We start from the raw sequence: 26,081 nt of genomic DNA on the forward strand, positions 1-26,081 counted from the left end.
TTTCGTGCCTCAAAGCAGGGACTCTACGCCCCGCGCTCTTCCAAATATTTTTCCATGCTGAAGTGCGTGATGTCGCTGCGGTTGATGACGCCCACGATGACGCCGTCGTCGAGCACGGGCACTTTCTTCAAGTGGTTCTCGCCAAGCACGCGGCAAACCTCGGGCAGGTCGGCGTGCACGCTGACGCCGATGATCCCCTTCGCGCCGATATCGGAGGCTTTCATGCCCATAAGGTGCTCCAGCTTGTGGGCGTAGTCCTTGTGGTCGGAATACGCGTCCACGGTTTGCACGATCATCACCACGGGGTCCATGATCATCTGGCCGCGCTTGGACAGGTAGCGCATGATGTCGCCGTCGGAGATGAATCCGGTCGGCTTGCCGACGGCATCGACCAGCGGCGCGGCGCTGATATGGTTGTTCACCAGCAGTTGCATGGCTTCGAGCACGGTGGCGTTTTCAGGCAGCGTGTACACGTCGCGCTTCATGATCTGCTCGATGATGGAGCGGTGCGCATTGTCTTCGTCGGCGGCCGCCTCATCGCCGGGCTTGTTGCGCACGAGCGCTACGGTCAGCACGAAGCCCAGCACGCATAGGGCCGTGGCCACGGCGAACGCCGCATGGATGCCGAACACGCCGGCGGTCACGGCATCGGTCGAACCGGAAACCATGTTGGTGGCAACGGTGGACGCGGACACGATGACGGCGGTTCCCAGCGAGCCCGCCACCTGGCGGAACGTGTTCTGCACTGAGGTTCCGTGGTTCACCAGCTTGTCGGGCAGCGCATTCATGCCCCAAGTGGAGATGGGCATGTTCACGAGCGACAGGCTGAACAGGCGCACCGTGTAGATGACCGTGAGCGTGATCAGCCCCATACCCGGTCCCATGAACATGAACGTGGCGGTGGTCAGCGCCAACACGCCGGTGCCGATGACGGCCAGCACGCGCGGGCCGTGCTTGTCGAACAGGCGGCCGGCGACCGGGCCCATGGCACCCATGACGATGGCGCCGGGCAGCAGCACAAGGCCCGACGTGGTGGCGGAGAAGCCCATGTAGGACTGCAGCAAGATGGGGATGAGGATGCCGCCGGCAAGCAGCGCGCCTTGCACGAGCATCACGATGATGGTGGCGATGAGGAACTTGCGGTTCGCAAGCACGCGCACCTGCAGCATAGGCTGCTCCATCCGTAGCTGGCGGCGGAAGAAGAACACCAGTGCAACCACGCCGATGATGACGCCGGCAGCTGAATCGACGGTCACGCCGTAGCTGCCGATGGCAGACAGGCCGTACAGCAGGCCGCCGAACCCGAGCGTTGACAGGACGACCGAAACCACATCGAGCTTCACGTCCTTGTTCGTTTCGCCGCCGCGTTCGAGCGCTGCGCCGGCGAACACGATGACCGCAGCGCATAGCGCGGCGATGATCCAGAACATGATGTGCCAGTTCGCCTGGTCGATGATGATGCCTGCAACGGTGGGGCCGATGGCGGGGGCGAACGCGATGACGATGCCGAACACGCCCATGGCGGTGCCGCGGCGGTCGATGGGGAACGTCCACATGAGCACCGTCATCACGAGCGGCATAAGGATGCCGGCGCCGGCTGCTTGGATCAAACGGCCGGAAAGCAGCAGGGGGAAGTTCGGGCCCCAGGCGGCAAGCGCCGTGCCGGCGGTGAACAGGACCATGGACGCAAGGAACAGCCGGCGCGTGGTGAAGCGGTCGGTCAGAAACGCGGTAATGGGCACCATAATGGCGTTGACCAGGGTGAATCCGGTGGTCAGCCATTGCGCGACGGCGGCGTCGACGCTCATCTCGCTCATGATCGACGGTAGTGCCGGCGCCACGACCGTCTGGTTCAGAACGGTGACGAAGGTGCCGAACACCAGTACGATCAGCATGACGATTTGTTTGCGGGTAAGACCCCAACCAGCCATAGCGGCTCCTTTCCGCGCACGTCCTTTTCCCGTAAGGGCGCGCGGGTCGGCCGACGAGCGCACGGGGCTAAGGCGGCTTTCGGGCTCGCTTAACGCGTTGCGTTGTCGGATACGAATAGAGAAAGCGTCAGACGAAAACAACGTCCCCGAAGCGCGAGGGCGCAACGGGGACGTCGCTGGTGACGCCGTTGTATTGCCGATAATCGTAACGCGCGCAAGCTCGTGCAGCATGCTTTGCGGGCGGTAGACCACACAATCCTTGCGCGCGTGTCAAATCTTGCCCACAAACGCCGGCGGCGTTTCGCCGACCGTTTGCCGGCGATACTTCGCGGTTGTTAATTCGCGAAAAATAGGGGTTGCGCTTCTTGGCGGCATCCCCTATAGTTCGTGCCACAACTTAATACCTTGAAACCGTTGAGGCGAAAGTCAAGCCATCATAAGCGCTCACAGAGAGCGGGTGTTGCTGGGAATCCCGTAGAAATGCTGGGTGGTAAATGGTTCGCCGAGGGAAAGGGGAAAGGTTGGCGGATGCCGCGTTACCGCGTGGCAGTCGGCAACCGAGTATCTGGACCGTGAGCCTGCGTTAAGGGCAGAACATGTGTTGGCATGTTCGTGAGAGGGCTCCTTCGGGGGTCAAGTAAAGGTGGCACCGCAGATGTTACGTCTGTCCTTTATCTCAAAGGACAGACGTTTTTTATTTTGCGGGTTATTCGGGCCACGGGGCGCGGCGAGTCGCCATAGCTGCAAACCGGCCTTTGCTTGAAACCTGTAAGCCGATGATTCCTCATTCGCGTTCGTTGCCGGCAGACCGAAAGCCCGGGGACGGGCGATGACCGGCGGAAACCCCGCCAAGAAAGGAATGAGGATCATGACTCAGAACGTTGCAGCCCAGAAGCGTACGGTGGCAACCTCCGCGAAGAAGGAGGGCCTGTCCGTACAGGATCTTATTTTGGTAGCCGTGCTCATCGCAGCCGGAGCCGTCCTTAAGCTGACCGTTTCCAGCTTCCTCAGCTTTGCGGGCATGAAGCCCAATTTCATGATCGCCATGTACTGCCTGGCAATCATCCTTACGCGACCGAAAGTGTATCAATCCGTGGTGATCGGCCTGTTGGTGGGCCTGGTCAGCCAGCTTCCCATGCTGAACGCCACGCCGCTGGTGAACATCGCCTCCGAGATGTTGGGAGCTTTGGCGTGCGGCTTGCTGGTTACCGCGCTTGCGAAGGTTGCTGCCGATAACAAGGGCTTCCAAAACGTCGTCGCCCCCGTGATCATCACGTTCCTGTCCACCATCGTCTCCGGTTACACGTTCGCCATGATCGTGGGCGTCGCCGTCGCGCATCTTGAGCCGCTGGCGGTGTTCGGCGTGTACGCCGTGATGGTGCTCGGCACTGCAACCATGAATGCCGTGCTGGCGGCTATCCTCACCCCGGTCCTGCGAGCTGTCTTGAAGCGATAACGGCCTGGTCATCGCCCGAGAGCCCATCATCAAGAAGGAGCATCCCATGATCGAGATCTCGCAATTGTCGTTTCGCTATCGGGAGGGGGTCGAGCCCATCCTGCGCGGCATCGACCTTACCGTTCCCGACGGCTCGTTCGTGGGAATCACCGGCGCCGCGGGCAGCGGAAAATCCACGCTCACGTATGCGTTCAATGGCATCATCCCGCATTGCTACCCTGGTGATTTTTACGGAAGCGTGACCATCGACGGGCTGGACACGTGCGAAGCGTCCCTGACCGACATCAGCCGCCTGGTCGGCAGCGTGTGCCAGGACATCGACTCGCAGATGGTGTCGTCGGTGGTCGAGGACGAGGTGCTGTACGGCCTTGAGAACTTCGGCGTGCCGAAAGACCAGGTGGAAGGCCGTATCGCCGAGGCGCTGGAGGCCATGGGAATCTCCGATCTGCGTCATCGCGGCATCGCCGAGCTTTCCGGCGGGCAGAAGCAGAAGGTTGCGGTGGCATCGGTCATCGCGCTGAAGCCGCGCGTGCTGGTGCTTGACGAGCCGACGGCCGAGCTGGACCCGGTGTCATCGCTTGCCGTGTTCGAGCTGTTGGCGCGCTATGCCCAGGAAAACGGCACCACGGTCATCGTGGTGGAGCAGAAGATAGCGCTGCTGTCCGATTTCGCCGACATGCTGCTTATCGTGGACGGCGGCAAGATCCGCTTCCAAGGAACGCCCGCCGAGGTGCTCGAGCATTCCGACGAGCTGTTGGAGATCGGCGTGAACTGCCCGCGTTCTACCAGCTTGGTGAACCGGTTGCGCGCACGCGGCCTGGTAGACGCGCCGGCGGCGCGCAACGTCGACGAGGCGGTCAAGGCGTGCAAGCAGGTTTTAAGCGGGGAAGGGGCTTCGTCATGATCGAGTTCGAGAACGTGAGCGCATCGTACGATGGCGAACTGCCCATCCTGCGCGATGTGAGCTTCCGTATCCCCGATGGCGATTTCGTCGCGTTCGTGGGTACGAACGGTGCGGGCAAGTCAACCACGATGCGCCTGGTCAACGGCCTGTTGAAGCCGTCGTCGGGCCAGGTCCTCATTGATGGCGTGCCCACTGTGCAGCTACGCACCAGCCAACTTGCCGCGAAGGTTGGCTTCCTGTTCCAGAATCCCGACCGCCAGATTTGCTGCTCAACCGTGCGCGAGGAGCTGCTGTTCGGCTTCCGCGCGCAAGGGCGCGTCGATGTTGAGGCCGAGGCGAAGGTGGACGCGATGATCGAGCGGTTCGGGTTCGACGGCGATGCCGAGCCGTTCCTGCTCAATCGCGGTACGCGTCAGCTGCTGGCGCTTGCGTCCATCATCGTGATGGAGCCGCCTGTGGTGGTGCTCGATGAGCCGACCACCGGCCTTGATTTCCGCGAGTGCGCCAAGGTGATGGACATCATCGCCGAGCTGAACGCTTGCGGCACCACGGTGATCATGGTGTGCCACGACATGGAGGTGGTGGCGGACTACGCTCGGCGGGTGATCGCCATGACGGCAGGTCAGGTGGTTGCCGACGGCGAAACGTTCGCCGTGCTTCGCGATCGCGACGTGCTGGCGCGCACGCATCTGCTGCCGCCGCAGGTGGTGGATGTGGCGCTGCGTTTGGCCGAGGACGGCGCCGTTGCGGCGGCATCGCCGGTGGCGTCGGCCGATACGCTCGATGAGATGACCGATGCGCTTGCCGCTGCGGCAGGTGCTTGCGAAGGGATGGGTGTGCGATGAAAGGCTTCCTGGAATACGTGCCGGGCGACAGCCTGCTGCACCGTATGAACCCGGTGGCGAAACTGGCGGCGGCATTCCTGCTGGTGATCGCCTGTTTCGCCACCAGCAACCTTGCGTTGCTGGCGCTTGTGATCGTGCTTGATGCGGTGCTCGCCGTGCAATGCAAGATGGTTTCGCAAACGCTGGGCTTGGCGAAGGCTGTGGCGCTGTTCTCCCTGGTTTTGGCGCTGATCGCGCTGCTGTTCACGCCGCAAGGCGACGTGCTGGCGCAGCTGCCGTGGGGCTACATCGGCACGGAGAGCGTGGCCGCGGCCGTGCTCATCGTGGTGCGACTGGTCGCGTGCGCGGTGCCGCTGTTTTTGGTGTTCTACGTGACCAAGCTCACCGACATGGCAAATGCGCTGGTCAAAGTGTTGCACGTGCCGTATAAGTATGCGTTCACGTTCATGTCCACCGTGCATTTCATCCCCGTGTTCATGAACGATATGGCTGGCATCATGGAGGCGCAGACCGCGCGCGGCGTGGAGTTCGACGGCGGCTTCCTGAAGAAGGTCCGCCTGATGATGCCGCTGTGCGTTCCGCTGCTGGTGTCGTCGGTGCGCAAGACCAACAGCGCCGCCATCGCCGCCGAGGTGCGAGGCTTCAACCTGCGCACCCGGGAAAGCGGCTTCAAGGAGTACCCGTTCGCGGGCATCGACTTCGCGGCGCTTGCCGTGGCCGTTGCGATCGTGGCGGCGGCTGTTGCGTTGAGCGTGTTGCTGTAGCCTCGATTCGCCAAGCTCGGCTAATCGAGGCGAGACGCTACTCCTCCGTTTCGCTTGCGGGTTTCTCGTCTTCGCCGAGGATCGCGCGGTAGAGGCTCTCGTCCTGCTCGGTGTACACGTCGAAGATGACGTGCATGTCGGCGCCGGGCTCGTCGGCGGCGCGGGAGTCAAGCCATGCCTTCACCGCCTGCACGGCGATCTGCGCGCCCTCCTGTTGCGGGAATCCGAACACGCCGGTGGAGATGCAGCAGAACGCCACCGATTCCGCCTTCGCCGCACACGCCGCATCCAGGCAGCTGATATAGCACTGCGTCAGCTGTTTGCGCTGCTCGAGCGTTGGTTTTCCCTTCGTCATGGGGCCGACCGTATGGATGATGTTCCGAGAGGGGAGGTTGTATGCGGGCGTGATCTTCGCGCGGCCGACGGGCTCCTCATAGCCTTGCTCCCGCATGATCTGCGCGCACTTCAGGCGCAGCTGCACGCCGGCGAAGGTGTGGATGGCGTTGTCGATGCATAGGTGCCCGGGGATCCAGCAGCCCAGAAGCGCGCTGTTCGCGGCGTTGACGATGGCATCGCAGCGCAGGGCGGTGATGTCCCCGCGCCAGATGCTCAGGCGCGGGTCGGAGGCGATGCGCGCAAGCTCGTCGGCTTCGGTGATGCCCGGTTCGGCCACCATAAGCTGAAGCATGCGGTCCTGCACCTTCAGGAACTCCGGCGATGCGGGCTTCGGCTCGCGCGTGTTCACCAGCGCGCGGAACTGCTCCCACTGCTCCATGAACCAACGCGGATCCTCTTGCGGCTCCACATGCTTGCTTCCCGCGCCCCGCTCGTCCATCAGGTGGTTTACCAGGAAGGCCATATCCTTTACCAGTTGCATCATGGGGCTCGCATCTCCTCGTTCGCATCGTCGTTTTGCCAGGCAGGCCGCTTGCGGCGCGCCTGGGCGCTTCGCCGTCCGCCGTCTGGGCATATCTATTCACGCTCGATAGAATAGCGCAAGGTTTGGGATGTCGCGTGCTCGTGCCGGCGCTTCGGCGCTTTCGGCGCGGATGCGGTTCCTAAAAGGGGATGGCGTGAAAGGGGGCCGTTATGGCAGCCATGGGAAAGACCGAGGTGTTGCAATACCTCGATGACCAGGAGGTTTTCTATCAGAAGGTCGAGCACGAGCCCGTGTTCACCATGGAGGGGATGGAGCAGCTCAACCTGCCGTTCGCTTCGGAGGTGGTGAAGAACCTGTTTCTTCGCGATGACAAGAAGCGGGCCTATTACCTGGTGGTGATGCCCGAGGACAAGCCGGCGAACCTGAAGGCGTTGCGGGCTATGTTGGAAAGCCGCCCGTTGCGCTTCGCCTCAAGCGATGACCTTGAGGCGATTTTGGGCCTGCGTGCCGGCGCCGTGTCGCCGTTGGGCGTGCTCAACGACGATGAGCGTCGTGTGCAGGTGGTGCTCGACGAGGAGCTGTGCAGCTACGCGGGGCTGGGCATCCACCCCAATGACAACACGGCCACGTTGCATGTGCCGCTTCCCGATGTGCTGGCCTTGCTCGATGCGCATGGCACGCCGTATCGTTTCGTCCCCATGGAGCGTCCCGAGGCGTAGCGCCGTCACGGTTGCGATGGCGCTGCGCGCTCGATCGGGATGCTCGTCAAGGCGCGTTTTTTTCAGCTTGTTTTCAGCTAAGAGCCGCCGATGCGGCCCTTAGGCGTTTTGCGGGTCGCAAACCGTACACCAAAGGGTGTAATTCAGTGACGTACGGGTGACGAAACGGTGCGAGCGCCGCCATGGCGGGCTGCGGCGTGGTAAGGTTGCCCTGTCAAACAAAACGCAGGGCGGTAAGGGCCCTGCGCCTCCGATAGCAAGGAGCCTGCCATGACCGATCAGTTCAACAATCAAAACGGCTACGGCCAGCACGGGCAGCCGATCCCGCCCGCGCAGGGCTACCAGCAGCCCGGCTATCAGCATTCCTATACGCAACCGGTGGTAGACGCCCAGAACCCCCGCAAAACCTCTTCCGGCCGCACGTTCGGCACCGCGTTCGCCGGCGCTGCGCTGGCATGCGTCATCGCGTTCGGCGGCTTCACCGTGTATCAGAATGTGACGGGGGCCCCTTCCGGCAGCAGCGTCACGCTGGGCGCGTCCACGAACACCGAGATCCAAGCGCAGTCCACCGACGACACGCTGCCCGAGGCCGTGGCGCAGAAGTGCCTGCCTTCCGTGGCCGCCATCGACGTGTACACGGCGCAAACCTCCACCGACATGTTCGGTCGCAGCACGTCAAGCTCCGGAACGCTCACCGAAAGCTCCCTGGGCAGCGGCGTGGTGCTCTCCGAGGACGGCTACATCGTCACGAACAACCACGTGGTCGCGGGCGCCGACGCCTTGAAGGTCACCGTGGGCGGCGAGGAATACGACGCCGACGTGGTGGGCACCGATGAGTCCAGCGACATCGCCGTCATCAAGCTGCGCAACGCCAGCGGTCTGACCCCCGTCGAGATCGGCGATTCCGACAACCTGACCATCGGCGAATGGGTCATGTCCATCGGCAGCCCGTTCGGCCTCGAGCAGTCCGTGGCAACCGGCATCGTGTCGGCAACCAGCCGTTCGCAGATCATGAGCAACTCCGAAAGCAGCGGCAGCGATGGTTACGGATATGGCTACGGCGGGTCGTCGTCCCAGTCCAGCGGCTACACCATCTACCCCAACATGATCCAGACCGATGCGGCCATCAACCCGGGCAACTCCGGCGGCGCGCTGGTGGATTCCAACGGCAAGCTCATCGGCATCAACACGCTGATCACCTCGTATTCCGGCAACTACTCGGGCGTCGGTTTCGCCATCCCGGTGAACTATGCGGTCAACATCGCGCAGCAGATCATCGAGGGCAAAACCCCCACGCACGCGCAGCTTGGCGTGTCCCTCTCCACGGTGAACGCCCAGAATGCGAAGCGCTATGGCCTGAAGGTCGATAGCGGCGCCTACATCTCGGCCGTCAGCAGCGGTTCCGGTGCGGCGGAGGCCGGTCTTGAGGAGGGCGATATCGTCACGAAGTTCGACGGCAACGCCGTTGACTCCGCAAGCGATCTGATGCTCGACGTGCGTTCGAAGAACCCCGGCGACAAGGTCACCCTTGAGGTCAACCGAGATGGCGACACGAAGCAGATCGAGGTCACCTTGGGTTCCGACGAGTCGTCTCAAACCGCGTCCACGCAGCAAAACTCCAGCAGCTCCGGCGAGTTGCTCAACCGCCTGTTGAACAACAGCGGGTCCTCCGGCAAAAGCGATGCGGCCTAGCATCGGCGCCCTCTTCGGATTCTCTCGGGCCGCTTGGCAAAATGCCGAGCGGCCCCACGCGAGGCACGCGATCAGCGCGTCTCGCGTGGGGCCGAAAGCCCCTCCTTTTCCTTTCCTTTTCCCTTTTTCCCGTGGGAACGGCCCCTATTTTGGGGCCGTTCCCATTTTTCCGGGTGTTGAAGCCCGTCGCCGCCGGCTACCATGCGTTAGCGCGCTGGCGGATCCTTGGTTTGCAGCGAGCAGCTCGCTTGCATGCGCTTTGCCCGATAGCCGGCCGTCTGAAAATAGCGTAGTAAGCCCATTGCACCACTAGGTAAAGTAGGCGCATAATAAGCGACACGCTGTAAGCAGGAGCTGCGACGGGCGGGTGAATGTTCCCGGGTTTCGTTTTCCCGGCGGTTCGCCCGCCCGTCGCATCGCTTCGAAACGAAAAAGGGAGACGAGAAACATGTCGTTCGACGTATTGGGGCCGGTGCTCGCCGTGCTGGTCATCTTCGCGGCGCTCATCGCGGTGCTGCGCTATCTGAAGGCGAAGGATAAAAGCTTCACGTTCCGTGTGTTCACGGCCCTGGGGCTGGGCATCGTGCTGGGTGCAGGCGTCCAGCTGGCGTTAGGCCGCGGCAGCGACGCCGCCACCACCGCGCTCGATTGGATGTCGCTGGTGGGAACCGGCTACATCGATCTTCTGCGCATGCTGGTCATGCCGCTGGTGTTCGTGGCCATCGTCGGCGCGTTCACGCGCACGAAGGCCGTTGACAACCTGGGTAAGATCGGCGGGTCGGTGCTCGCCGTCCTCTTGATCACGGTGGCCATCGCGGCGCTGTTCGGTTGGGCTACCATCGCCCTGTCGGGCCTTGCCGGGGCGGACTTCACGCAGGGCAGCGTCGATGCCACCAAGCTCGACGCGCTTCAAACGCGTCAGGACAAGGTTGCCGATACCACCATCCCGCAGACCATCCTGTCCATGATCCCCGTCAACGTGTTCGCCGACCTTGCCGGCACGCGCTCCACGTCCACCATCGCCGTGGTCATCTTCTCTGCCATCGTGGGCTTGGCCTACCTGAAGCTGCGCGACCGCGATTCCGAGCAGGCGCAGTTCTTCAGCAACCTTATCGACAGCCTGTACGGCATCGTCATGTGCATCGTGAAGATGGTCGTGGGTCTTACCCCCTACGGCGTGCTCGCCCTTATCGCCAACGTCACGGCCACCAGCGACTACGCCGCCATCCTCGACCTGGGCAAGTTCATCATCTTCAGCTACGTGGCCATCATCGCCATGTTCCTGGTGCACCTGCTCATCCTGGCGGGCAACCGCGTCAACCCCGCGACGTACCTTAAGAAGGCCTTCCCCGTGTTGTCGTTCGCGTTCGTGTCCCGCACTAGCGCCGGCGCCCTTCCCATGAACATCGAGACGCAGTCCAAGGCGCTCGGCGTCGACCCGGCGACGGCAAACTTCGCGGCAAGCTTCGGCATGTCCATCGGCCAGAACGGCTGCGCGGGCATCTACCCGGCTATGATGGCCACACTCATCGCCCCCACGGTGGGCATCAACGTGTTCGACCCCACATGGGTCATCGGCCTGATCGCCATCATCGTCATCAGCTCGTTCGGCGTTGCCGGCGTGGGCGGCGGCGCCACCTTCGCCAGCCTCATCGTGCTCGGCACCATGGGCTTGCCCATCGAGATCGTGGGCCTGATGGCCTCCGTCGAGCCGCTCATCGACATGGGCCGTACCGCCCTCAACGTCAGCGACTCCATGGTGGCCGGCGTCACCTCCTCCAACTTCACCGGCGGCCTTGATCGCGATATGTACAACGATCCCGCCGCGGTCATCAACGCCGACGGCATCGAGAAGGCTTAGGCCCTGCTCGTTTGTCCTTTGCGTGAAAAGCCTGGAAACGGCCGCCCCGATGGGCGGCCGTTTCCGTTTTCGGGTAAGATAGGGAAGCTTAAACGCTTTACGATTTAACCGGGAGGTTGTATATGGCCGAGGAATACCGATACAAGCGCGTGCTGCTGAAGTTGTCCGGCGAGGCACTGGCAGGCGACCTTGGCTACGGCATCGATCCGAAGGTGGTCGATTCCCTGGCCGACGAGATCGCCGACGTGGTGCATGACGGTGTGCAGCTTGCCATCGTGGTGGGCGGCGGCAACATCTTCCGCGGCGTTTCCGGCGCAACCGACGGCATGGACCGCGCGCAGGCGGACTACATCGGCATGCTGGCCACGGTCATGAACGCGCTGGCGCTGCAGGACGCCTTCGAGCGCCACGGCATCTTCAGCCGTGTGCAGAGCGCCATCAACATGCAGGAAGTGTCCGAGCCCTACATCCGTCGTCGCGCCATCCGCCACATGGAGAAGGGCCGCGTGGTCATCCTGGCCGCCGGCACGGGCAACCCCTACTTCACCACCGACACCACCGCGGCGCTGCGCGCCTGCGAGCTGGATGTCGATGTGCTCATGAAGGCCACGAAGGTCGACGGCGTCTACGACTCCGACCCCGTGAAGAACCCCGATGCGAAGCGCTACGACCGCATCAGCTACATGGAGGTTCTCTCGCAGGGGCTCAACGTCATGGACTCCACGGCCACCAGCCTGTGCATGGACAACAATGTGCCCATGATCGTGTTCGACCTGACGGTGCAGGGCAACATCGCCCGCGCGCTGAAGGGCGAGGACGTGGGCACCACCGTAGAGTAACGTCTTCCGCGTCGCCCGGTCAGGGCGGGCGCAAAAAGGGAAAGGAACCGAAATGATCGACGAGATCATGCTTGAAACCGAGGAGAAGATGCAGCGCGCCGTGAACGGCCTGCACAACGCCTTCGGCACCGTTCGCACGGGCCGCGCCAACGCCATGGTGCTCGACCGCATCAAGGTGGACTACTACGGCGTTCCCACGCCCATCAACCAGATGGCCGGCGTGAAGACGCCCGACGCGCACATGCTGGTCATCGAGCCTTGGGACAAGGGCGTCCTGGGCGCCATCGAGCACGCCATCATGGAAAGCGACCTGGGCGTCACGCCGAACAACGACGGCTCGGTCATCCGCCTGCCGTTCCCCGCGCTCACCGAGGATCGCCGCCGCGAGCTGGTGAAGCAGTGCAAGGAGTACGCCGAGGAAGCCCGCGTGGCCATCCGCAACGCTCGCCGCGACGGCAATAACCACGTCGCCAAGTCCGTCAAGGAAGACAACCTTCCCGAGGACGAGCAGCGTCGCGCCGAGGCCGAGATCCAGAAGCTCACCGACAAGTACGTCGCCGAAGTCGACGCGGTGTTCAAGAAGAAGGAAGCCGAGGTCATGGAGATCTAGAAGCGGCGTTCGAGCTTCTTCGCCTTAGATTTCCGCGCAACTTAGGTTTGTGACCGGGTTGCATATCCGGCTCTTATGAGCGTTTCCCTAGTGCCAGCCGGCGGTTTTCCCGCCGGTTGGCTTTTCCCTTATGTAAGAGGCTGCCCATGAACAAGACGCTTGATTACATATTCCCGAATCCGCCCAAGGGCCTGGACCCTGCTGCCCTGGACCCGCAGGCGATCCCCGAGCATGTCGCCGTCATCATGGACGGCAACGGCCGTTGGGCGAAGAAGCGCGCGCTGAATCGCCTGAAGGGCCACAAGGCCGGCATCGAGGCGGTGCGCGAGACCATTCGCTGCGCCTCCGACCTGGGCGTTCGCTATCTGACCATCTACTCATTCTCCACGGAGAACTGGAAGCGGCCCCAGGAAGAGGTCGTGGGCCTGATGGACCTGTTCGCCAAGACCATGCTGGCCGAGGTCGATGGCCTGCACGAGGAGAACGTGCGCGTGCGCACCATCGGCGACCTTTCGGCCCTGCCCGCCGAAACGCGCGAGGCCTTCGAGAAGGCGTGGCTGAAAACGCGCGGCAACACCGGCATGACCTTGATCGTCGCGGTGAACTACGGCTCGCGGCAGGAAATCCTGCATGCGGCGGAAGCGTGCGTGCGTCGTGCTCTGGCAACGGCGGCCGAGGGCGGCGACCCCACGGCGCCGCTGACGGAGGCAGAGTTCGCCCAGGGGCTGTACACGGCCGATATCCCCGACCCCGAGGTGGTTATCCGCACGTCCGGCGAGATGCGCCTGTCGAACTACCTGTTGTGGCAGGTTGCCTACTCCGAGTTCGTGGCAACCGACGTGCTCTGGCCTGATTTCGATCGCTACGAGCTCTTGCGCTGCTTGTTGGAGTTCCAGTCCCGTGATAGGCGTTTCGGGGCGGTGAAATAAATGTCCGGGAATCCGCAAGGCGGCGAGCAGCGGCGCGCGGAAGAGCGCTCGCGTGGCGAGCGCTTTAAGGATTTCGCGTACCGGAAAACGCCGCAGAAGTTCAAGAACGCTTCCGACCTGCAAGTTCGCTTCCGTACGGGGTTCATCTACGTCACCGTTTCCGTGCTATGCATCCTTGCGAGCGAATGGACCACGCTGGCATTGCTGTCCGCTACCGCCGCTATCTGCGCCGGCGAGTTCTACTACATGCTGCGCGCCGACGCGAAGCTGCCCAACGAGATGCTCGGCATCGTGGCTGCGGCTTTGTATCCGCTCAGCGTGCACTTCTTCGGGCTGTCGGGCGCGCTTATGGTCAGCCTTGTGCTGCTGCTGGCGCTTATCGTGTGGTACGTGTTCTGGATGCGCGCTCGCATCCCCGATGTGGGCGTCAGCTTCTTTGGCGCGGCATACTGCGGCATGCTGCTTTCCGGCCTGGTGGTGGTTCGCCAGGCGCTGCCGCATCCGTGGGGCGGCGTGCTGGTACTCGGCGTCTTTTTCAGCGTGTGGGCCAACGACTCCTTCGCATACCTGATCGGCAGCAAGTTCGGCAAGCATAAGCTGGCACCGCGCGTTTCGCCGAAGAAAAGCTGGGAGGGCTTTTTCGCGGGTTTGGTGGGATCGGCGTTGTTCTGGTGCCTGTTCACGCTTATCCCCGGATTGAACCTGAGTATCCCCATGGCAATGGCGTTCGGCGTGATCAGCGGCTTGTGCGGCGTGCTGGGCGATCTGGCCGAAAGCCGCATCAAGCGCAATGTGGGCTTCAAGGATTCCGGTAAGCTGTTGCCGGGTCATGGGGGCCTGCTCGACCGCTGCGACAGCCTGTTTTTGGTGGCAGTCGCCTCTGCTATTTTGCTGGTGGCGGGCGGGTGTATTCCTTTTAGCTGGTAAATCGGACGAGCCAACGTTTGGACGGCGTTGGCTCGAGTTGTTTTCGCGGATGATTCGGAGGCTTTCATGAAACGCATCGTTGTTCTCGGGTCCACGGGCTCTATCGGAACGCAAACGGTCGACGTGGTGCGGCAGCATTCCGACGAGCTTAAGATCGTCGGCTTGGCGGTGAACACGCGCGTGGGTGACATGCTCGCGCAGGCGCGCGCCCATAACGTGCGCAACCTTGCCGTGGGTGACGAGCGCTTGGCCGACCAGGCGGTCGCGTCCGAGGTGCGCGAGCAGGCCGGCGCCCAGGGCGTGTGGGGCTTCGGCATGGACGCCGTGGTCGACCTGGTGCGTCTGCCCGAGGCGGACGTGGTGGTCAACGCGCTTGTAGGCGCCGCCGGCTTGCGCGCAAGCTACGAAACGCTGCGCGCGGGCAAGGTCCTTGCGCTGGCGAACAAGGAAAGCTTGGTGGTGGGCGGTGATCTTATTATGCCGCTGGCGGCGCAGGTCGATGCGCAGCGTCGCGCGGCGGGCACGGCCCCTGCGGTGGGTCCGGCCGGCGCCCTCATGCCCATCGACTCCGAGCACGGCGCCATTTACCAATGCCTGCTCGGCGAGTCCGAGCGAGAGGTCTCCCGCTTATGGGTGACGGCTTCCGGCGGCCCGTTCCGCGGCAGGAAGCGTACCGATCTTGAGGGCATCACGCCTGCTCAGGCGCTGAACCATCCTACTTGGAACATGGGGGCGAAGATCTCCATCGACTCCTCCACGCTTATGAACAAGGGCCTGGAGGTCATCGAGGCGCATCATCTGTTCAACATGCCCTACGACAAGATCAGCGTGGTGGTCCAGCCGCAAAGTGCCATCCACTCCATGGTGGAGTTCACTGATGGCAGCGTGAAGGCTCACCTGGGCACCACCGATATGCGTATCCCCATCCAGTTCGCGCTTAGCTACCCGCAGCGTTGGGAGGCGCCCGTCGAGCCTTTGGATTTCACCAAGCTGGGAAGCCTGGAGTTCGCTCCGGCCGACACCGACACGTTCCGCTGCTTGGAGCTTGCCCGTCATGCGGGCGGCGTGGGCGGAACCCTGCCGTGCGTCATGAACGCTGCCAACGAGGTGGCCGTGGCAGCGTTTTTGGCGGAACAGGGCAGCTACCTGGGCATCGCCGAGTGCGTGGAGGCGGTCATGGACGCGCACGAGCGCGAAGGCGTGCAGAAGGTGGAAAGCCTCGAGCAGCTGCAGGCGCTTGACGCATGGGCCCGCGAAACCGCCCGCAAGTCGGTGCGCTAGCGATTTGCCTCCAGGCTTCCATACCCATTTTCAATCGCGTGCATCGTGTGGTTATGGTTCCGCTTCGGTAACGGGGCGGAACCTCTTTTTATAATGAGACGGATTCCAACGCGCGGGGCCATCAAACGAAGCCCCGCTTCGTCGCATGTCCGCAGCTAAGGCAAGGAGCCGGTTTTTGAACGTCATCCTCATGATCTTGTACTGCACCATCGTGCTGGGTATTCTGGTCGTCATTCACGAAGGCGGCCATTATCTGGCATCGCGCGCTTTCGGCATTCGCGTCACCGAGTTCATGCTGGGCATGCCGGGCCCGAACATCGGCTTCAAGAAATGGGGCACGAAGTTCGGTGTCACGCCCATTTTGCTGGGCGGTTATGCGCGCGTATGCGGCATGGAGCCGGGCGAGATGAGCCCGCATCTGGAGCCGGTGCTGGCGGCGCTGTACCGTCGGGGCACGGCGAACATGGAGGATGTCGCGCGCGATTGCGGCATTTCCGACGAAGATGCGCTCAAGGCGCTCGATGAGCTGGTGGATTGGGGAAGCTGCACGGGTCCCACGAAGAAGGACGAGTACAACACGTATCGCGCCGCAGAGGTCATTCCCTCCAAGAAGCAGATCCGTACGGCGCTTGAAGCCGGCAAGCCCGCGCCGGAGCGCTACGCCGAGGGCCAGGCGCGCCCGGTAGAGGATTCCCATGCGCTGTTCGAGAGCGAATATCGGCAGCAATACCGCAGCCTGCCGTTTTGGAAGCGCTCGGTCATCCTGCTGGCGGGCATCGCGGTCAACCTGCTGTTCGCCATGTTGGTGTTCGTGGTGCTGTTCAGCGTCATCGGCTTCGATGTGCGGATGCAATCGGGCGAGGTGACGCACATGACGGTGGACCCGGGCCGCGCCATCGTGGCGGGCTTCACCTATATCGGCATGGTCGTGCAGGCCGTTGCGGGCCTGTTCAACCCCGCAACGGCGGCTCAGACGGTGTCCGATTCGTCTTCGGTCGTGGGCATCGCCGTGATGTCGAAGCAGTTCGCCGATGCGGGTTTGGTGCCGTTCATGCAGTTCATGGCCATGATCTCGGTGTCGCTGGGCATTATGAACCTACTGCCCATCCCGCCGCTTGACGGCGGCCGTTTCGTCATCGAGGTGTTCCAGAAGCTGTCGAAAAAGGTGGTCTCCATGCGCGCCATGAACGCCATGAGCGCCGCCGGCATGGCGTTGTTCCTGATGTTTTTCCTGGTCATGGTCAATCAGGATGTTCAGCGCATCATCTCGGGGACGTTCTTCGGGCAATAGGGGCGGCGTTCTCGTTCCGTATATCGCATAAGCCGGCAGGGGGTTCGCCCCTTGTCGGCTTTTTCTTCGCCTGTTGCTTGTATACGTTTCCCCTACGAGGGGCGCTACGCTGGTAGAATAGCCGCTATGGAAACTAACGAGAACATGGGCAACGCGCGCGCCGCGGCTCCTTCGGGGGCCGCGACTTGCCCGTTGCCGCAGGACGCTATGCGTCCCAATCAGAAAACGCATCAGGTGCACGTGGGCAACGTGTCGCTTGGCGGCGGGGCTCCCGTGGTGGTGCAGTCCATGCTCAACGCCCCGGCCGATGATGCGCAGGCGAACCTTGCGCAAATACGGCAACTGGCGGATGCCGGGTGCGAGGTCGTGCGCATGGCCATCCCGCGCCGCAGCTGCCTGGACACGTTCCAGGCCGTGTGCGAGGCGTCGCCTTTGCCCGTCGTGGCCGACGTGCACTTCGATGCAACCATCGCCATCGAGGCTGCGCGCCGCGGCGCGGCGAAGCTGCGCATCAACCCCGGCAACATCGGCGGCTTGGCGAAAACCGACGCCGTGCTCGATGCCGCGGGGCAGGCGGGCATCCCTATCCGCATCGGAGTGAACGCCGGCTCGCTCGACCAGGCGCTGGCCGAGCGTGACGACCTTTCGCTTCCCGAGAAGCTGGCCGCCTCCGCGCGCCAGTACGTGGAATACTGCGAAGGCCGGGGCTTTCACGACCTGGTGGTCAGCGCGAAGGCCCACGACGTCATGACCACGGTCCGCACGTACCGCCAGCTGGCGCGCGATATCCCGCATATCCCGCTGCACATCGGCATCACCGAGGCGGGCACTACGTTCCAAGGCGTCATCAAAAGCGCTTCCGGCCTGGGCATCCTGCTCGAGCAGGGCATCGGCGACACCATGCGCATCTCGCTCACCGACGACCCGGTCACGGAAATGCGCGCCTGCTGGACGCTGCTCGGCGCGCTCGACCTGCGCCGCCGCAACCCCGAGCTGATCAGCTGCCCCACATGCGGAAGGTGCCAGGTCGACTTGATCGGGCTGGCGCAGGAGGTGGAGCGGCGCATCGCCTGTCTGGACAAGCCGTTGAAGGTGGCCGTCATGGGCTGCGTCGTCAACGGGCCGGGCGAGGCTGCCGACGCCGATATCGGCGTGGCCTGCGGCAAGGGCGTGGGCGTGGTGTTCCGCCACGGCCAAACCGTTCGAAAAGTGGAAGAAGGCGCCATCGTCGACGCTTTACTGGAAGAGATAAAGGACCTGTAAATGAACAACGCCAACATCACGCGCATGAGCGCCCTGTACGCTCCCACGCTGAAGGAAGACCCCACCGATGCCGAGATCGCCAGCCACAAGCTGCTGCTGCGTGCCGGCTTCATCCGCAAGACCGCTGCCGGCATCTACACGTTCCTGCCCCTGGGCAAGCGCGTGCTGACCAAGATCGAGAACATCGTGCGCGAGGAGATGGACGCATGCGGCGCCCAGGAGATCCGCATGCCCATGCTGCAGCCCGAGGAGCTGTGGCAGGAGTCCGGCCGTGCCGACGCGTACGGTCCCGAGCGCATGCGCCTCAATGATCGCCACGACCACGAGTTCTGCCTCGGCCCCACCCATGAGGAGCTCATCACCGCGCTCGTGCGCGCTGAGCTGCGCTCCTATAAGCAGTTGCCGCTGAACATGTATCAGATCCAGACGAAGTTTCGCGACGAAATCCGCCCGCGCTTCGGCCTGCTGCGCAGCCGCGAGTTCGTCATGAAGGACGGCTACAGCTTCCACGATACGCAGGAGTCGCTGCAGGAGGAATACGACAGGATGTACGCGGCCTACGAGCGCATCTGCGCCCGCTGCGGCCTTGAGTTCCGCCCCGTGCAGGCCGACGCCGGCCAGATCGGCGGCGCGGTTACCTGTGAGTTCCATGCGCTTGCCGAGGCCGGCGAGTCCGCGCTCGTGTACTGCGATTGCGGTTATGCCGCAAGCGACGAGGTGGGAGAGGGCCTGGCGCGCCCCACGGTCTACGATGTGCCCGAGATGGAGAAGGTGGCCACGCCCGGCGTGCACACCATCGCCGAGCTCGCCGAGTTCCTGAGCATCCCGGAATCCTCCACGGTGAAGGCGCTTTCCGGCAAGAACGACGAGGGCAAGCTCGTCGTGCTGTTCGTCCCCGGCGATCATGAGGTGAACGAGGAGAAGGCCGCCCGTGCCGCCGGCGGCTTCACCATCCTCACCGATGAGGATATGGAGGCCTACGGTCTGCACAAGGGCTCCATGGGTCCGGTCGGCCTGCCCGAGGACGCTTTCGTCATCGCGGCGAACAGCCTGAAGGCGGTGCCGAAGTGGGTCGTCGGCGCCAACGAGGACGGCTTCCACTACGTGGGCGCGCAGCTTGGCAAGGACTTCAAGGTCGACCAGTGGGCCGACATCATCACCGTCAAGCCCGGCGACTGCTGCCCGAAGTGCGGCATGGAGCTCAAGGGCGCGCGCGGCATCGAGGTCGCGCAGGTGTTCCAGCTTGGCGACAAGTACTCCCGCGCCATGAACGCCACCTTCATGAACAAGGACGGCAAGGAGCAGCCGTTCATCATGGGTTGCTACGGCGTGGGCGTGTCCCGCACCCTGGCCGCCATCATCGAGCAGCATAACGACGAGAACGGCATGATCTGGCCGATGTCCGTGGCTCCGGCGCACGTGTGCATCCTGCCGCTCGCCACCGGCGACGACCTGGTGCAGCCTGCTGCCGAGAAGCTGGCGGAAGAGCTGGCGGGTCTGGGCCTGGAAGTGGTCATCGACGACCGCAAGGAGCGCGCGGGCGTGAAGTTCGCCGAGGCCGACCTGATGGGCTGGCCGCTGCAGATCGTCATGGGCAAGCGCGGCCTTGCCGAGGGCAAGGTCGAGATCAAGCGCCGCGCTACGGGCGAGCGCCGCGATATCTCGCTGGAGGGCCTGGCCGAGGCCTTGAGCTTCGCCAAGGGCGCCCAGCGTCGTTGGGGCAACAACCTGAACGCCTTCGCCGGCCTGTTCACCGAGAAGGCTGAATAGCGCTCACGCTTACGCATATCGCTTACGGGCCCGGCAGATGCCGGGCCCGTTTCGGTTTCAAGGCGGCTTGCGGTCGGTGGGCTGTCCTTTCCCGTTCAGCTGCATTCGTAGCGTCGTCTCACCCAGGCGCACGCGGTCTGCACGAACGCTCGCGTGGCCGCCGAGGCCGTTGCCGCAGATCGCACGCCTATGGATATCTCGCGGTGCATCTCGATGCGCGGCGGCAGCACGGTCAGGGGAAACGGGGCGTTTTCGAGCAGCATGCCGGGAAGCACGCTGAAGCCGAGCCCTGCACTCACCATGCTCATGACGCCGTAATCGTTGTCATGGGCGAAGCGCGTGCGCGTCCGCACTCCGAGATTGCGCAGCAGCGTTTCCGCCTCTTGCGTCGATCTGCTCCTCGGTTGGATGAAAGGTTCCTTGGAAAGCGCTTGCACGGGAACATGGTCGGCGTCCGCGAGCGCGTGGTCGGGCGGTAGCAGAACCATGATCGGATCGTTATGCAAAGGGATGGTTTTAAGCGCGCGTTTCGCGGGAGCGACCAAAAACCCGCAGTCGGCGTCGCCGTGCCATAGGGCGCGTTCGAGCTCTCCTTCATCGTCGATGCGCATCAGCTGCAGCTCCACGCCAGGGCATCTCCGCTGGAGCGCTTTCGCTATGCTGGGAAACCAGCAGATGGAGACGCTGGTGGGCGCGGCAACGTGCACTATGCCGCGTTCTAGACGCTTCAGCTCGGCTACTCGGCTTGCCAGCTGCCGTTCGCCGTTGCAAACATTGGAAATCCACGGCAGCAGCTCCTCACCTTCGACCGATAACCGCGCTTCCCCGTAATCGCGCACGACCAACTGCACGCCCATTTCCTTTTCCAGGGAAGATATCATGCCGCTGATGCCCGCTTGCGAATACCCGAGGTCGAGTGCGGCCTGCGTGAAGCTGCCGGTTTCGGCAACGCGCAGCAGCGCCTTGTATTTCCGGTTCGACATACGATGCTCCTTTGTGGGATGCGGTTGTTGCTGCGAGCGGCGGCGATGGTCTCGCGCCGCGACGATGCGGACGGGTCATCCGCATGCGCAAGTGCGCCCAGTCGGGCCTATGGGGCGTATGGGGGAGGCCCCCCAGCAAGTGAGCATTGTAGTCGTAAGGGCACATGTTGCATCCGGCAAGGCAAGAGGGAAGGCCGCGAAGCTCCTTTTTGCGCGGGGACCGGCATAGCGCCGCTTCGCCGCTATGACCGCCGAGCCGCGTAAGGTATCGTTTCGGCTTCAACTTCGCATTTGAGGTGGCCTGTGCGGTCGGGCGTGTAGCATTATAGGTACCGTAAGGGGCTTGCCGAATGTGCGAGCGTATCGAAAGGGGATCTGATATGGCAACGATCGGCGATGGTTTCAAGGACATCTTCCTGGCTGGCGTGGGGGCTATGGCCATCACGGGTGAGAAGGCGACGAATCTGGTGAGCACGCTTATCGCGAAAGGCGAGCTTACCGTTGAGCAGGGAAAGCAGATCAACACCGAGCTTGCGCACAAGGCGGCGAACGCCGCCGAGTCCGTGCGCTTCGACGCGCTTGAGGCACGCATGTCGGTCATGACCCCCGAGGAGCGAGAGGCCTTCGCCGCGAAGGCCGCCGAAATCGCGGCGCGTCCGGCGGCGCAGCCTGTACAGGAGCAGCCGCAGGCCGAGGACTCTCAGGACTCTTCCGAGCAAGCCGAAGCATCCGCCGAGCAATAGGGGTCGCGTGCTTTCATGGCCGACAACACGCTGTTGAAATACTTCTTCTCGTCGGGTTCCGAGGTGGACCCCGAGGGGCAGTTCAACCTTACGCGCAAATCGCGCACGCAACGGCTGCGCGAGATATACACCATCATGCAGAAGCATCATTTCACGAAGGGGTTCACGCCTGAATCCTTCCGCAGCATGCTGGAGGGCCTGGGCCCTAGCTTCGTGAAAATCGGGCAGACGCTTTCCACCCGTTCGGAGATTTTGCCCAAGGCCTATTGCGATGAGCTCAAAAAGCTGCAGGCAAGGTCGAAACCGCTCCCGTTTGATGAGATGCTTGCGGCCATGGACTCCATCTACGGGGATGAACGCGAAAAGCTGTTCGCCGAGATCGATCCCAAGCCGCTCGGAAGCGCTTCCTTGGCGCAGGTGCACAAGGCGCGTCTAGCCGATGGCAGCGTGGTGGCGGTGAAGATTCAGCGGCCAGGAGTGCGCGCCACCATGGCGCAGGATATCGACATCATGCGCATCGTGGCCCGGCAGGCGTCGCGGTTCATCAAAGATGGGCAGATGCTCGACTTGCGCGACGTGGTCGAGGAGCTGTGGGCAACGTTTCTCGAGGAAACGGATTTCAAACGCGAAGCGGCGAATCTGCAGGAATTCGCGCAGTTGAACAAGGATGTGGCTTTCATCGCATGCCCGAAGGTGTATCCGGAGCTGTGCCGTGAGAATATCCTGGTCATGGAGTATGTCGACGGCATCCCCATCGACGACTTCGAGAAGCTGCGTGCCGCAGGATACGATCTGCAGGAGATCGGCGAGAAGATTCTGGACAACTATGCCACGCAGGTGCTGGATTTCGGCTTCTTCCACGCCGACCCGCATCCGGGCAACATGCTCGTGCGCGATGGGAAGATCGTCTATATCGACCTTGGCATGATGGGGCGCTTGTCCCCGCGCGATCGCGCGGGGTTCGGCGCCATCATCAACGCCGTGGGGATGCAGAGCGCCTCGGAGCTTAAAGATGCGCTGCTGGCGTTCGCCATTCAGCGCGATAACAACGCCATCGACCATACACGCTTCCTGGCAGATCTGGACTTGCTGCTGAAAGACTACGGTTCATGCGACGTCAGCGCCATCGACGTCGGCCAGCTGCTCTCGGATATCCTGAACCTCACGCGTCAATGCAAGGTCACGCTGCCGCCGTCCATCACCAGCGTATCGCGCGGTATCGTCACCCTTGAGGGCACCGTTATGCCGCTCATCCCCAATGAGAACATGGTGTCCATCATCAATGCGCATATCCAGCGCACGAAGGATACGAAGGCCGAGCTGATAAGCGCCATGCAGGAGCTGGCGCTTGCGTTGCGCACCGCAGGGTCGGGTACGCTGGATACGGCGAAATATGCAGGTCAGGCGCTGCATATGCTCACGCGCGGGCAGGTGAAGGTGAACATGGAGGTTTTGGGCTCCGAAGCGCCCATGCGAAGCCTTTCGATCATCATCAACAGGTTGTCGCTGGGCATCATCATAGCCGGTCTGTTCATAGGTTCTTCCATGGTCGCCCTGTCTACCATGGAGCCGCGCGTCCTCGGGGTTCCCGTGCTGTCCTTCTTTGGGTACTTGGGTGCGTTCGTGCTGTCCGTCTTGGTCGTCACGGACATCCTGCGAAGGCGAAGATGATGTCCGTGCGATAAGGGCCTGCGTGCGATGCGCGGCTTCTTGCGGCGCATCGCCGACTCGTCGGCCTGCGTGTTGGGAAGCTTGCTGGATGCTCAAATGCTATGATATGGAAAAGCGCCCTTCAGGGGCGCTTTTCCTTTGCGAGCTTTGCTTTCTTTCGACAGGTTGACGCGTCGGCTACGATTTCATCTTCGTTTCCGTTTTGCACTTCGGGCACACTACGCGCATCGTGCCCTTTCTGCGGGGCACGGAGAGCTCCTGCCCGCAGTGTTTGCAGCGGAAATACTTCGTGGTCTTGCGGTTGGACCACTTCTTCTTCGCAAGCTCGTAGCTGCGACGCGGTTTGGCGGACAGGCGCAAGTACTTCTGGTTTTCCTGGCGGCGTTTCCCGATGTTTTTCGAGCAGGTGCGCCAAATGGCCAGCGCCATCGCTGCAAGTGCGACATAGGAAAGCCACCCGCAATGCGGCAGGATGGAAGCCAGCATGGTGATGATGCCCAGCGCCACCAGCGCGTTTCCAAGGTCGTCGTTGCCGTAGCGGCCCTGCATCCATACGGCGGTGCGTTGAACTAATCGCTGGAAGAAGTTTTTCATGAAATGCCTAACGTTTCGATGGTGCGGCGTATCGCGCCCCGCAAGGTGAGTTTGCTGCCTTGCGGGGCGCGATATCCACTGTATTGCTCTTTGCTTGCAGGTGAGGCGCGTGCTGGCGGGCGTTACCTAACGGTTTCTCGTTCTCCGCACGGCTTTGCGAATAGGGGGCGAATCGTCGTGGCTGTGTCCGTCGCCGGTCTCGGTCAAGCCGCCGCTTATCGCAGGGACGAGTTCGCTCGATCCAGAATATCCTTCACTGCCTGCGGCTGCTGGTCGCACAGCAGCGGGAAGGGCATCGGGGAAGCGGGTTCGTCCTCGAACCGATCGGTCAGGAACTTCACGTACCAGGTGACATCATGCCATCGACCGCTTTTGAAGCCGGCATGCCGCTGATGCCCCATCACTTCGAAGCCAAGGCTTTCGTGCAGGCGTTGGCTGGGGTCGTTCGGGCTGGTGACGATGCCATATACCGCTTTGATGCCCTGTGCGGCGCATAGGGCGATGAGCGCGCGGTACAGCACGGCACCCAACCCATGACCCTGCGCGGCAGGCGCAAGATACACGGAAAGCTCGGAGTTCCATCGGTAGGCGCCGCGTTCGCGCAGCTCGTGGGCGTAAGCGTAGCCCACCACCTTGCCGTCAAGCTCGGCAACCAGGTAAGGGTGGGCGGCAAGCACCCCGTCCGTGCGGGCTTGGAACGCCTCGCGCGTGGGAACCTCCTCCTCGAACGTTATGGATGTGTCTATATAGGGCGCATAGATTCCCAAAATGGCGTCGGAATCGGCGCTGGTCGCAAGGCGGATAACGGGAGTGGTCATGAAAAGGGCTCCTTCTCGTGTTTCGATCAGGAGCCCATGGTACTACTGCTTTGCGGGGGTTACGTGACGGTCAAGCCCCGCGTTCGGTCCCTACGCCGGGTTTTTCGCCGCCAGAATCAGCTCGACGTCGCTATCGGTCAACTCGTAGTTCAGGTACGTCTTGTAGAAGTCCTTCACCTTCGCGTTGATGTCCAGGTCGCTGAACAGCTCGGGGTGCAGCGTGGCGGCGGCCCACTGGATCTGCAGCAGCTCCTCGACGCCGTAGCGGTCCCAGCCGAACACGCCCTTGGGGTTGACGAAGACCTTCTTGTTCTTCACCGCGTTGATGGAGGCCCAGTTCTGGTCGTTGAGGATCTGGTCGACCTCGTCGGCCTTGCCGGTGATGATCACGTCGGGGTTCCAGGCGACCACCTGCTCCAGCGTGAACTTCGCGGATGCGTTGCCCTTCGTGGACTCGGTGACGGCGTTCTTGCCGCCGGCGGCCTTGATCCAGTCGTCGATGATGGTGTCGGTGCCGTCGATGGTCAGCGTGTATACGCTGTTGCCGTGCATGACGCTCACGCGCTCGGAATCGGCCAACTTGTCGGTCTTGGCCTTGGCGTCGGCAAGCACCTGCTCAAGCTCGGCGTTGTACTTCTTCGCGATCTCGGGGGCGTCGCCGCCGAACACCTGGGCGGTCAGCTCGATGGACTTCTTCATCTCGTTGAACGTCTTGAACATGCAGTTGACCAGCGGGATGCCCACTTCGGCGGCCTTGTCGCGCAGATCGTCGGCGGAATCGAAGATGACCTGCGGCTCAAGGGCGGCCAGGTCCTCGAAATCGAAGTCCTTGCCGAAGGTCGCGGTTGCCTGGCTCATGTTCGGGCACACCTTGTACATCCACTGGTAGTCCTTTGGCGCGCAGTGCGTCGCGACCAGGCCCTCGGCGCCGGTAAGCATGATGGTGATCTCGTTGTGCGCAAACCAGCCGTCAGCGTATTTCGTGGGGTTGACCGGGACTTCCACCTGGTTGCCCGCCATGTCGGTGACGGTTTGGGTCTTAGGCTCATCGGCCTTGGAACTGCTTTCCGATTCCTTGGAATCTGCGCCGTTCGAGCTGCATCCGGTGAATGCTCCGCCCATGGCGGCGGTGACGCCGGCGATACCCATCAGCTTGAGGAAGTTCCTGCGCGAAATGGCGCGCACTGCGTTTTCCTGGTACGAATCGTTCATGTCCGTCAAACCTTCTTTCCCTTCTTGAACATATATGCATACCGCGTGAACGGATGATGCCGAATAGGCTGGTCGTGCTCGGTCGATGCGTGCGCATC

Annotated in this window: 23 protein-coding genes; 17 read left to right on the forward strand and 6 right to left on the reverse strand. The window is 62.7% G+C overall.

The features are described from left to right. Window positions 1-23: 23 nt before the first annotated feature. On the reverse strand, window positions 24-1,931 hold the full coding sequence (locus Q0D52_RS05265) for an MDR family MFS transporter (protein WP_294380652.1): 1,908 nt from the start codon (window positions 1,929-1,931) through the stop codon (window positions 24-26). A gap of 868 nt (window positions 1,932-2,799) precedes the next feature. Here Q0D52_RS05265 and Q0D52_RS05270 point away from each other — a divergent pair. The 4 genes from Q0D52_RS05270 to Q0D52_RS05285 are packed head-to-tail and all read left to right on the forward strand — an operon-like array spanning window position 2,800 to window position 5,900. Next, on the forward strand, window positions 2,800-3,387 hold the full coding sequence (locus Q0D52_RS05270) for a tryptophan transporter (RefSeq protein ID WP_294361424.1): 588 nt from the start codon (window positions 2,800-2,802) through the stop codon (window positions 3,385-3,387). A gap of 46 nt (window positions 3,388-3,433) precedes the next feature. Next, window positions 3,434-4,291 (forward strand): ATP-binding cassette domain-containing protein, encoded by an 858-nt coding sequence (locus Q0D52_RS05275; protein ID WP_294380654.1) that lies wholly within the window; start codon window positions 3,434-3,436, stop codon window positions 4,289-4,291. Then, complete coding sequence (locus Q0D52_RS05280) at window positions 4,288-5,136, forward strand: ABC transporter ATP-binding protein (protein WP_294380656.1); 849 nt, start codon at window positions 4,288-4,290, stop codon at window positions 5,134-5,136. The genes Q0D52_RS05275 and Q0D52_RS05280 overlap by 4 nt, the downstream gene beginning before the upstream one ends. Further along, window positions 5,133-5,900 (forward strand): energy-coupling factor transporter transmembrane protein EcfT, encoded by a 768-nt coding sequence (locus tag Q0D52_RS05285; protein ID WP_294380658.1) that lies wholly within the window; start codon window positions 5,133-5,135, stop codon window positions 5,898-5,900. The genes Q0D52_RS05280 and Q0D52_RS05285 overlap by 4 nt, the downstream gene beginning before the upstream one ends. Window positions 5,901-5,937: 37 nt before the next feature. Here the strand turns inward: Q0D52_RS05285 and Q0D52_RS05290 are convergent, their stop codons facing one another. After that, window positions 5,938-6,780 carry a protein-ADP-ribose hydrolase gene (locus Q0D52_RS05290; protein ID WP_294380660.1) on the reverse strand — a complete coding sequence of 281 codons (843 nt, stop codon included), beginning with the start codon at window positions 6,778-6,780 and terminating at the stop codon, window positions 5,938-5,940. A 209-nt stretch (window positions 6,781-6,989) separates the two neighbouring features. On the opposite strand from Q0D52_RS05290, the gene Q0D52_RS05295 reads away from it, so the two are divergent. From Q0D52_RS05295 to Q0D52_RS05345, 11 genes are all read left to right on the forward strand, one after another. Further along, window positions 6,990-7,499 carry a prolyl-tRNA synthetase associated domain-containing protein gene (locus Q0D52_RS05295; RefSeq protein ID WP_294361434.1) on the forward strand — a complete coding sequence of 170 codons (510 nt, stop codon included), beginning with the start codon at window positions 6,990-6,992 and terminating at the stop codon, window positions 7,497-7,499. A 270-nt stretch (window positions 7,500-7,769) separates the two neighbouring features. Then, window positions 7,770-9,191 carry a trypsin-like peptidase domain-containing protein gene (locus Q0D52_RS05300; RefSeq protein WP_294380662.1) on the forward strand — a complete coding sequence of 474 codons (1,422 nt, stop codon included), beginning with the start codon at window positions 7,770-7,772 and terminating at the stop codon, window positions 9,189-9,191. A 448-nt stretch (window positions 9,192-9,639) separates the two neighbouring features. Beyond that, complete coding sequence (locus Q0D52_RS05305; protein ID WP_294380663.1) at window positions 9,640-11,052, forward strand: cation:dicarboxylase symporter family transporter; 1,413 nt, start codon at window positions 9,640-9,642, stop codon at window positions 11,050-11,052. A 122-nt stretch (window positions 11,053-11,174) separates the two neighbouring features. Further along, window positions 11,175-11,891 carry a UMP kinase gene (gene pyrH, locus Q0D52_RS05310; protein WP_294361439.1) on the forward strand — a complete coding sequence of 239 codons (717 nt, stop codon included), beginning with the start codon at window positions 11,175-11,177 and terminating at the stop codon, window positions 11,889-11,891. A gap of 52 nt (window positions 11,892-11,943) precedes the next feature. Continuing rightward, entirely contained in the window at window positions 11,944-12,501 is a 558-nt protein-coding gene (gene frr / locus Q0D52_RS05315) for a ribosome recycling factor (protein WP_365368461.1), read from the forward strand. 146 nt (window positions 12,502-12,647) lie between these two features. Then, entirely contained in the window at window positions 12,648-13,430 is a 783-nt protein-coding gene (locus tag Q0D52_RS05320; RefSeq protein WP_294380665.1) for an isoprenyl transferase, read from the forward strand. Further along, complete coding sequence (locus tag Q0D52_RS05325) at window positions 13,431-14,357, forward strand: phosphatidate cytidylyltransferase (protein WP_294380667.1); 927 nt, start codon at window positions 13,431-13,433, stop codon at window positions 14,355-14,357. Between the two features lie 66 nt (window positions 14,358-14,423). Continuing rightward, on the forward strand, window positions 14,424-15,638 hold the full coding sequence (gene dxr / locus Q0D52_RS05330) for a 1-deoxy-D-xylulose-5-phosphate reductoisomerase (RefSeq protein ID WP_294380669.1): 1,215 nt from the start codon (window positions 14,424-14,426) through the stop codon (window positions 15,636-15,638). A gap of 175 nt (window positions 15,639-15,813) precedes the next feature. Further along, a complete protein-coding gene (locus Q0D52_RS05335) occupies window positions 15,814-16,929 on the forward strand; it encodes a site-2 protease family protein (protein ID WP_294380671.1) in 1,116 nt (371 codons plus the stop codon). Window positions 16,930-17,136: 207 nt separating this feature from the next. Beyond that, the gene (ispG, locus tag Q0D52_RS05340; RefSeq protein WP_294380730.1) at window positions 17,137-18,192 is read left to right on the forward strand and encodes a flavodoxin-dependent (E)-4-hydroxy-3-methylbut-2-enyl-diphosphate synthase; all 1,056 of its coding nucleotides are present in this window, start codon (window positions 17,137-17,139) and stop codon (window positions 18,190-18,192) included. After that, the gene (locus Q0D52_RS05345) at window positions 18,193-19,962 is read left to right on the forward strand and encodes a proline--tRNA ligase (RefSeq protein WP_294380674.1); all 1,770 of its coding nucleotides are present in this window, start codon (window positions 18,193-18,195) and stop codon (window positions 19,960-19,962) included. It abuts the gene before it with no gap. 95 nt (window positions 19,963-20,057) lie between these two features. On the opposite strand, the gene Q0D52_RS05350 is transcribed toward Q0D52_RS05345, so the two are convergent. Then, window positions 20,058-20,945, reverse strand: a complete 888-nt coding sequence (locus Q0D52_RS05350) for a LysR family transcriptional regulator (protein WP_294361451.1) — start codon at window positions 20,943-20,945, stop codon at window positions 20,058-20,060. Between the two features lie 380 nt (window positions 20,946-21,325). On the opposite strand from Q0D52_RS05350, the gene Q0D52_RS05355 reads away from it, so the two are divergent. Further along, window positions 21,326-21,688, forward strand: a complete 363-nt coding sequence (locus Q0D52_RS05355) for a hypothetical protein (RefSeq protein WP_294380676.1) — start codon at window positions 21,326-21,328, stop codon at window positions 21,686-21,688. A gap of 15 nt (window positions 21,689-21,703) precedes the next feature. Then, window positions 21,704-23,359, forward strand: a complete 1,656-nt coding sequence (locus tag Q0D52_RS05360) for a lipopolysaccharide core heptose(II) kinase RfaY (protein WP_294361455.1) — start codon at window positions 21,704-21,706, stop codon at window positions 23,357-23,359. A gap of 177 nt (window positions 23,360-23,536) precedes the next feature. Here Q0D52_RS05360 and Q0D52_RS05365 read toward each other — a convergent pair whose 3' ends face one another. The 3 genes from Q0D52_RS05365 to Q0D52_RS05375 all read right to left on the reverse strand — a co-directional run bounded on the left by Q0D52_RS05365 (window position 23,537) and on the right by Q0D52_RS05375 (window position 25,983). Next, window positions 23,537-23,953, reverse strand: coding sequence for a hypothetical protein (locus Q0D52_RS05365; protein ID WP_294380679.1), 417 nt, complete (start codon window positions 23,951-23,953; stop codon window positions 23,537-23,539). Window positions 23,954-24,168: 215 nt separating this feature from the next. Then, complete coding sequence (locus Q0D52_RS05370) at window positions 24,169-24,771, reverse strand: GNAT family N-acetyltransferase (RefSeq protein WP_294380681.1); 603 nt, start codon at window positions 24,769-24,771, stop codon at window positions 24,169-24,171. A gap of 90 nt (window positions 24,772-24,861) precedes the next feature. Continuing rightward, window positions 24,862-25,983: an ABC transporter substrate-binding protein gene (locus tag Q0D52_RS05375; protein WP_294380682.1), complete on the reverse strand. Its 1,122-nt coding sequence runs from the start codon at window positions 25,981-25,983 to the stop codon at window positions 24,862-24,864. Window positions 25,984-26,081 lie beyond the last annotated feature (98 nt).

The sequence above is a fragment of the uncultured Senegalimassilia sp. genome (assembly GCF_934630535.1).
In the GTDB taxonomy this organism is placed as follows: Bacteria; Actinomycetota; Coriobacteriia; order Coriobacteriales; family Eggerthellaceae; genus Senegalimassilia.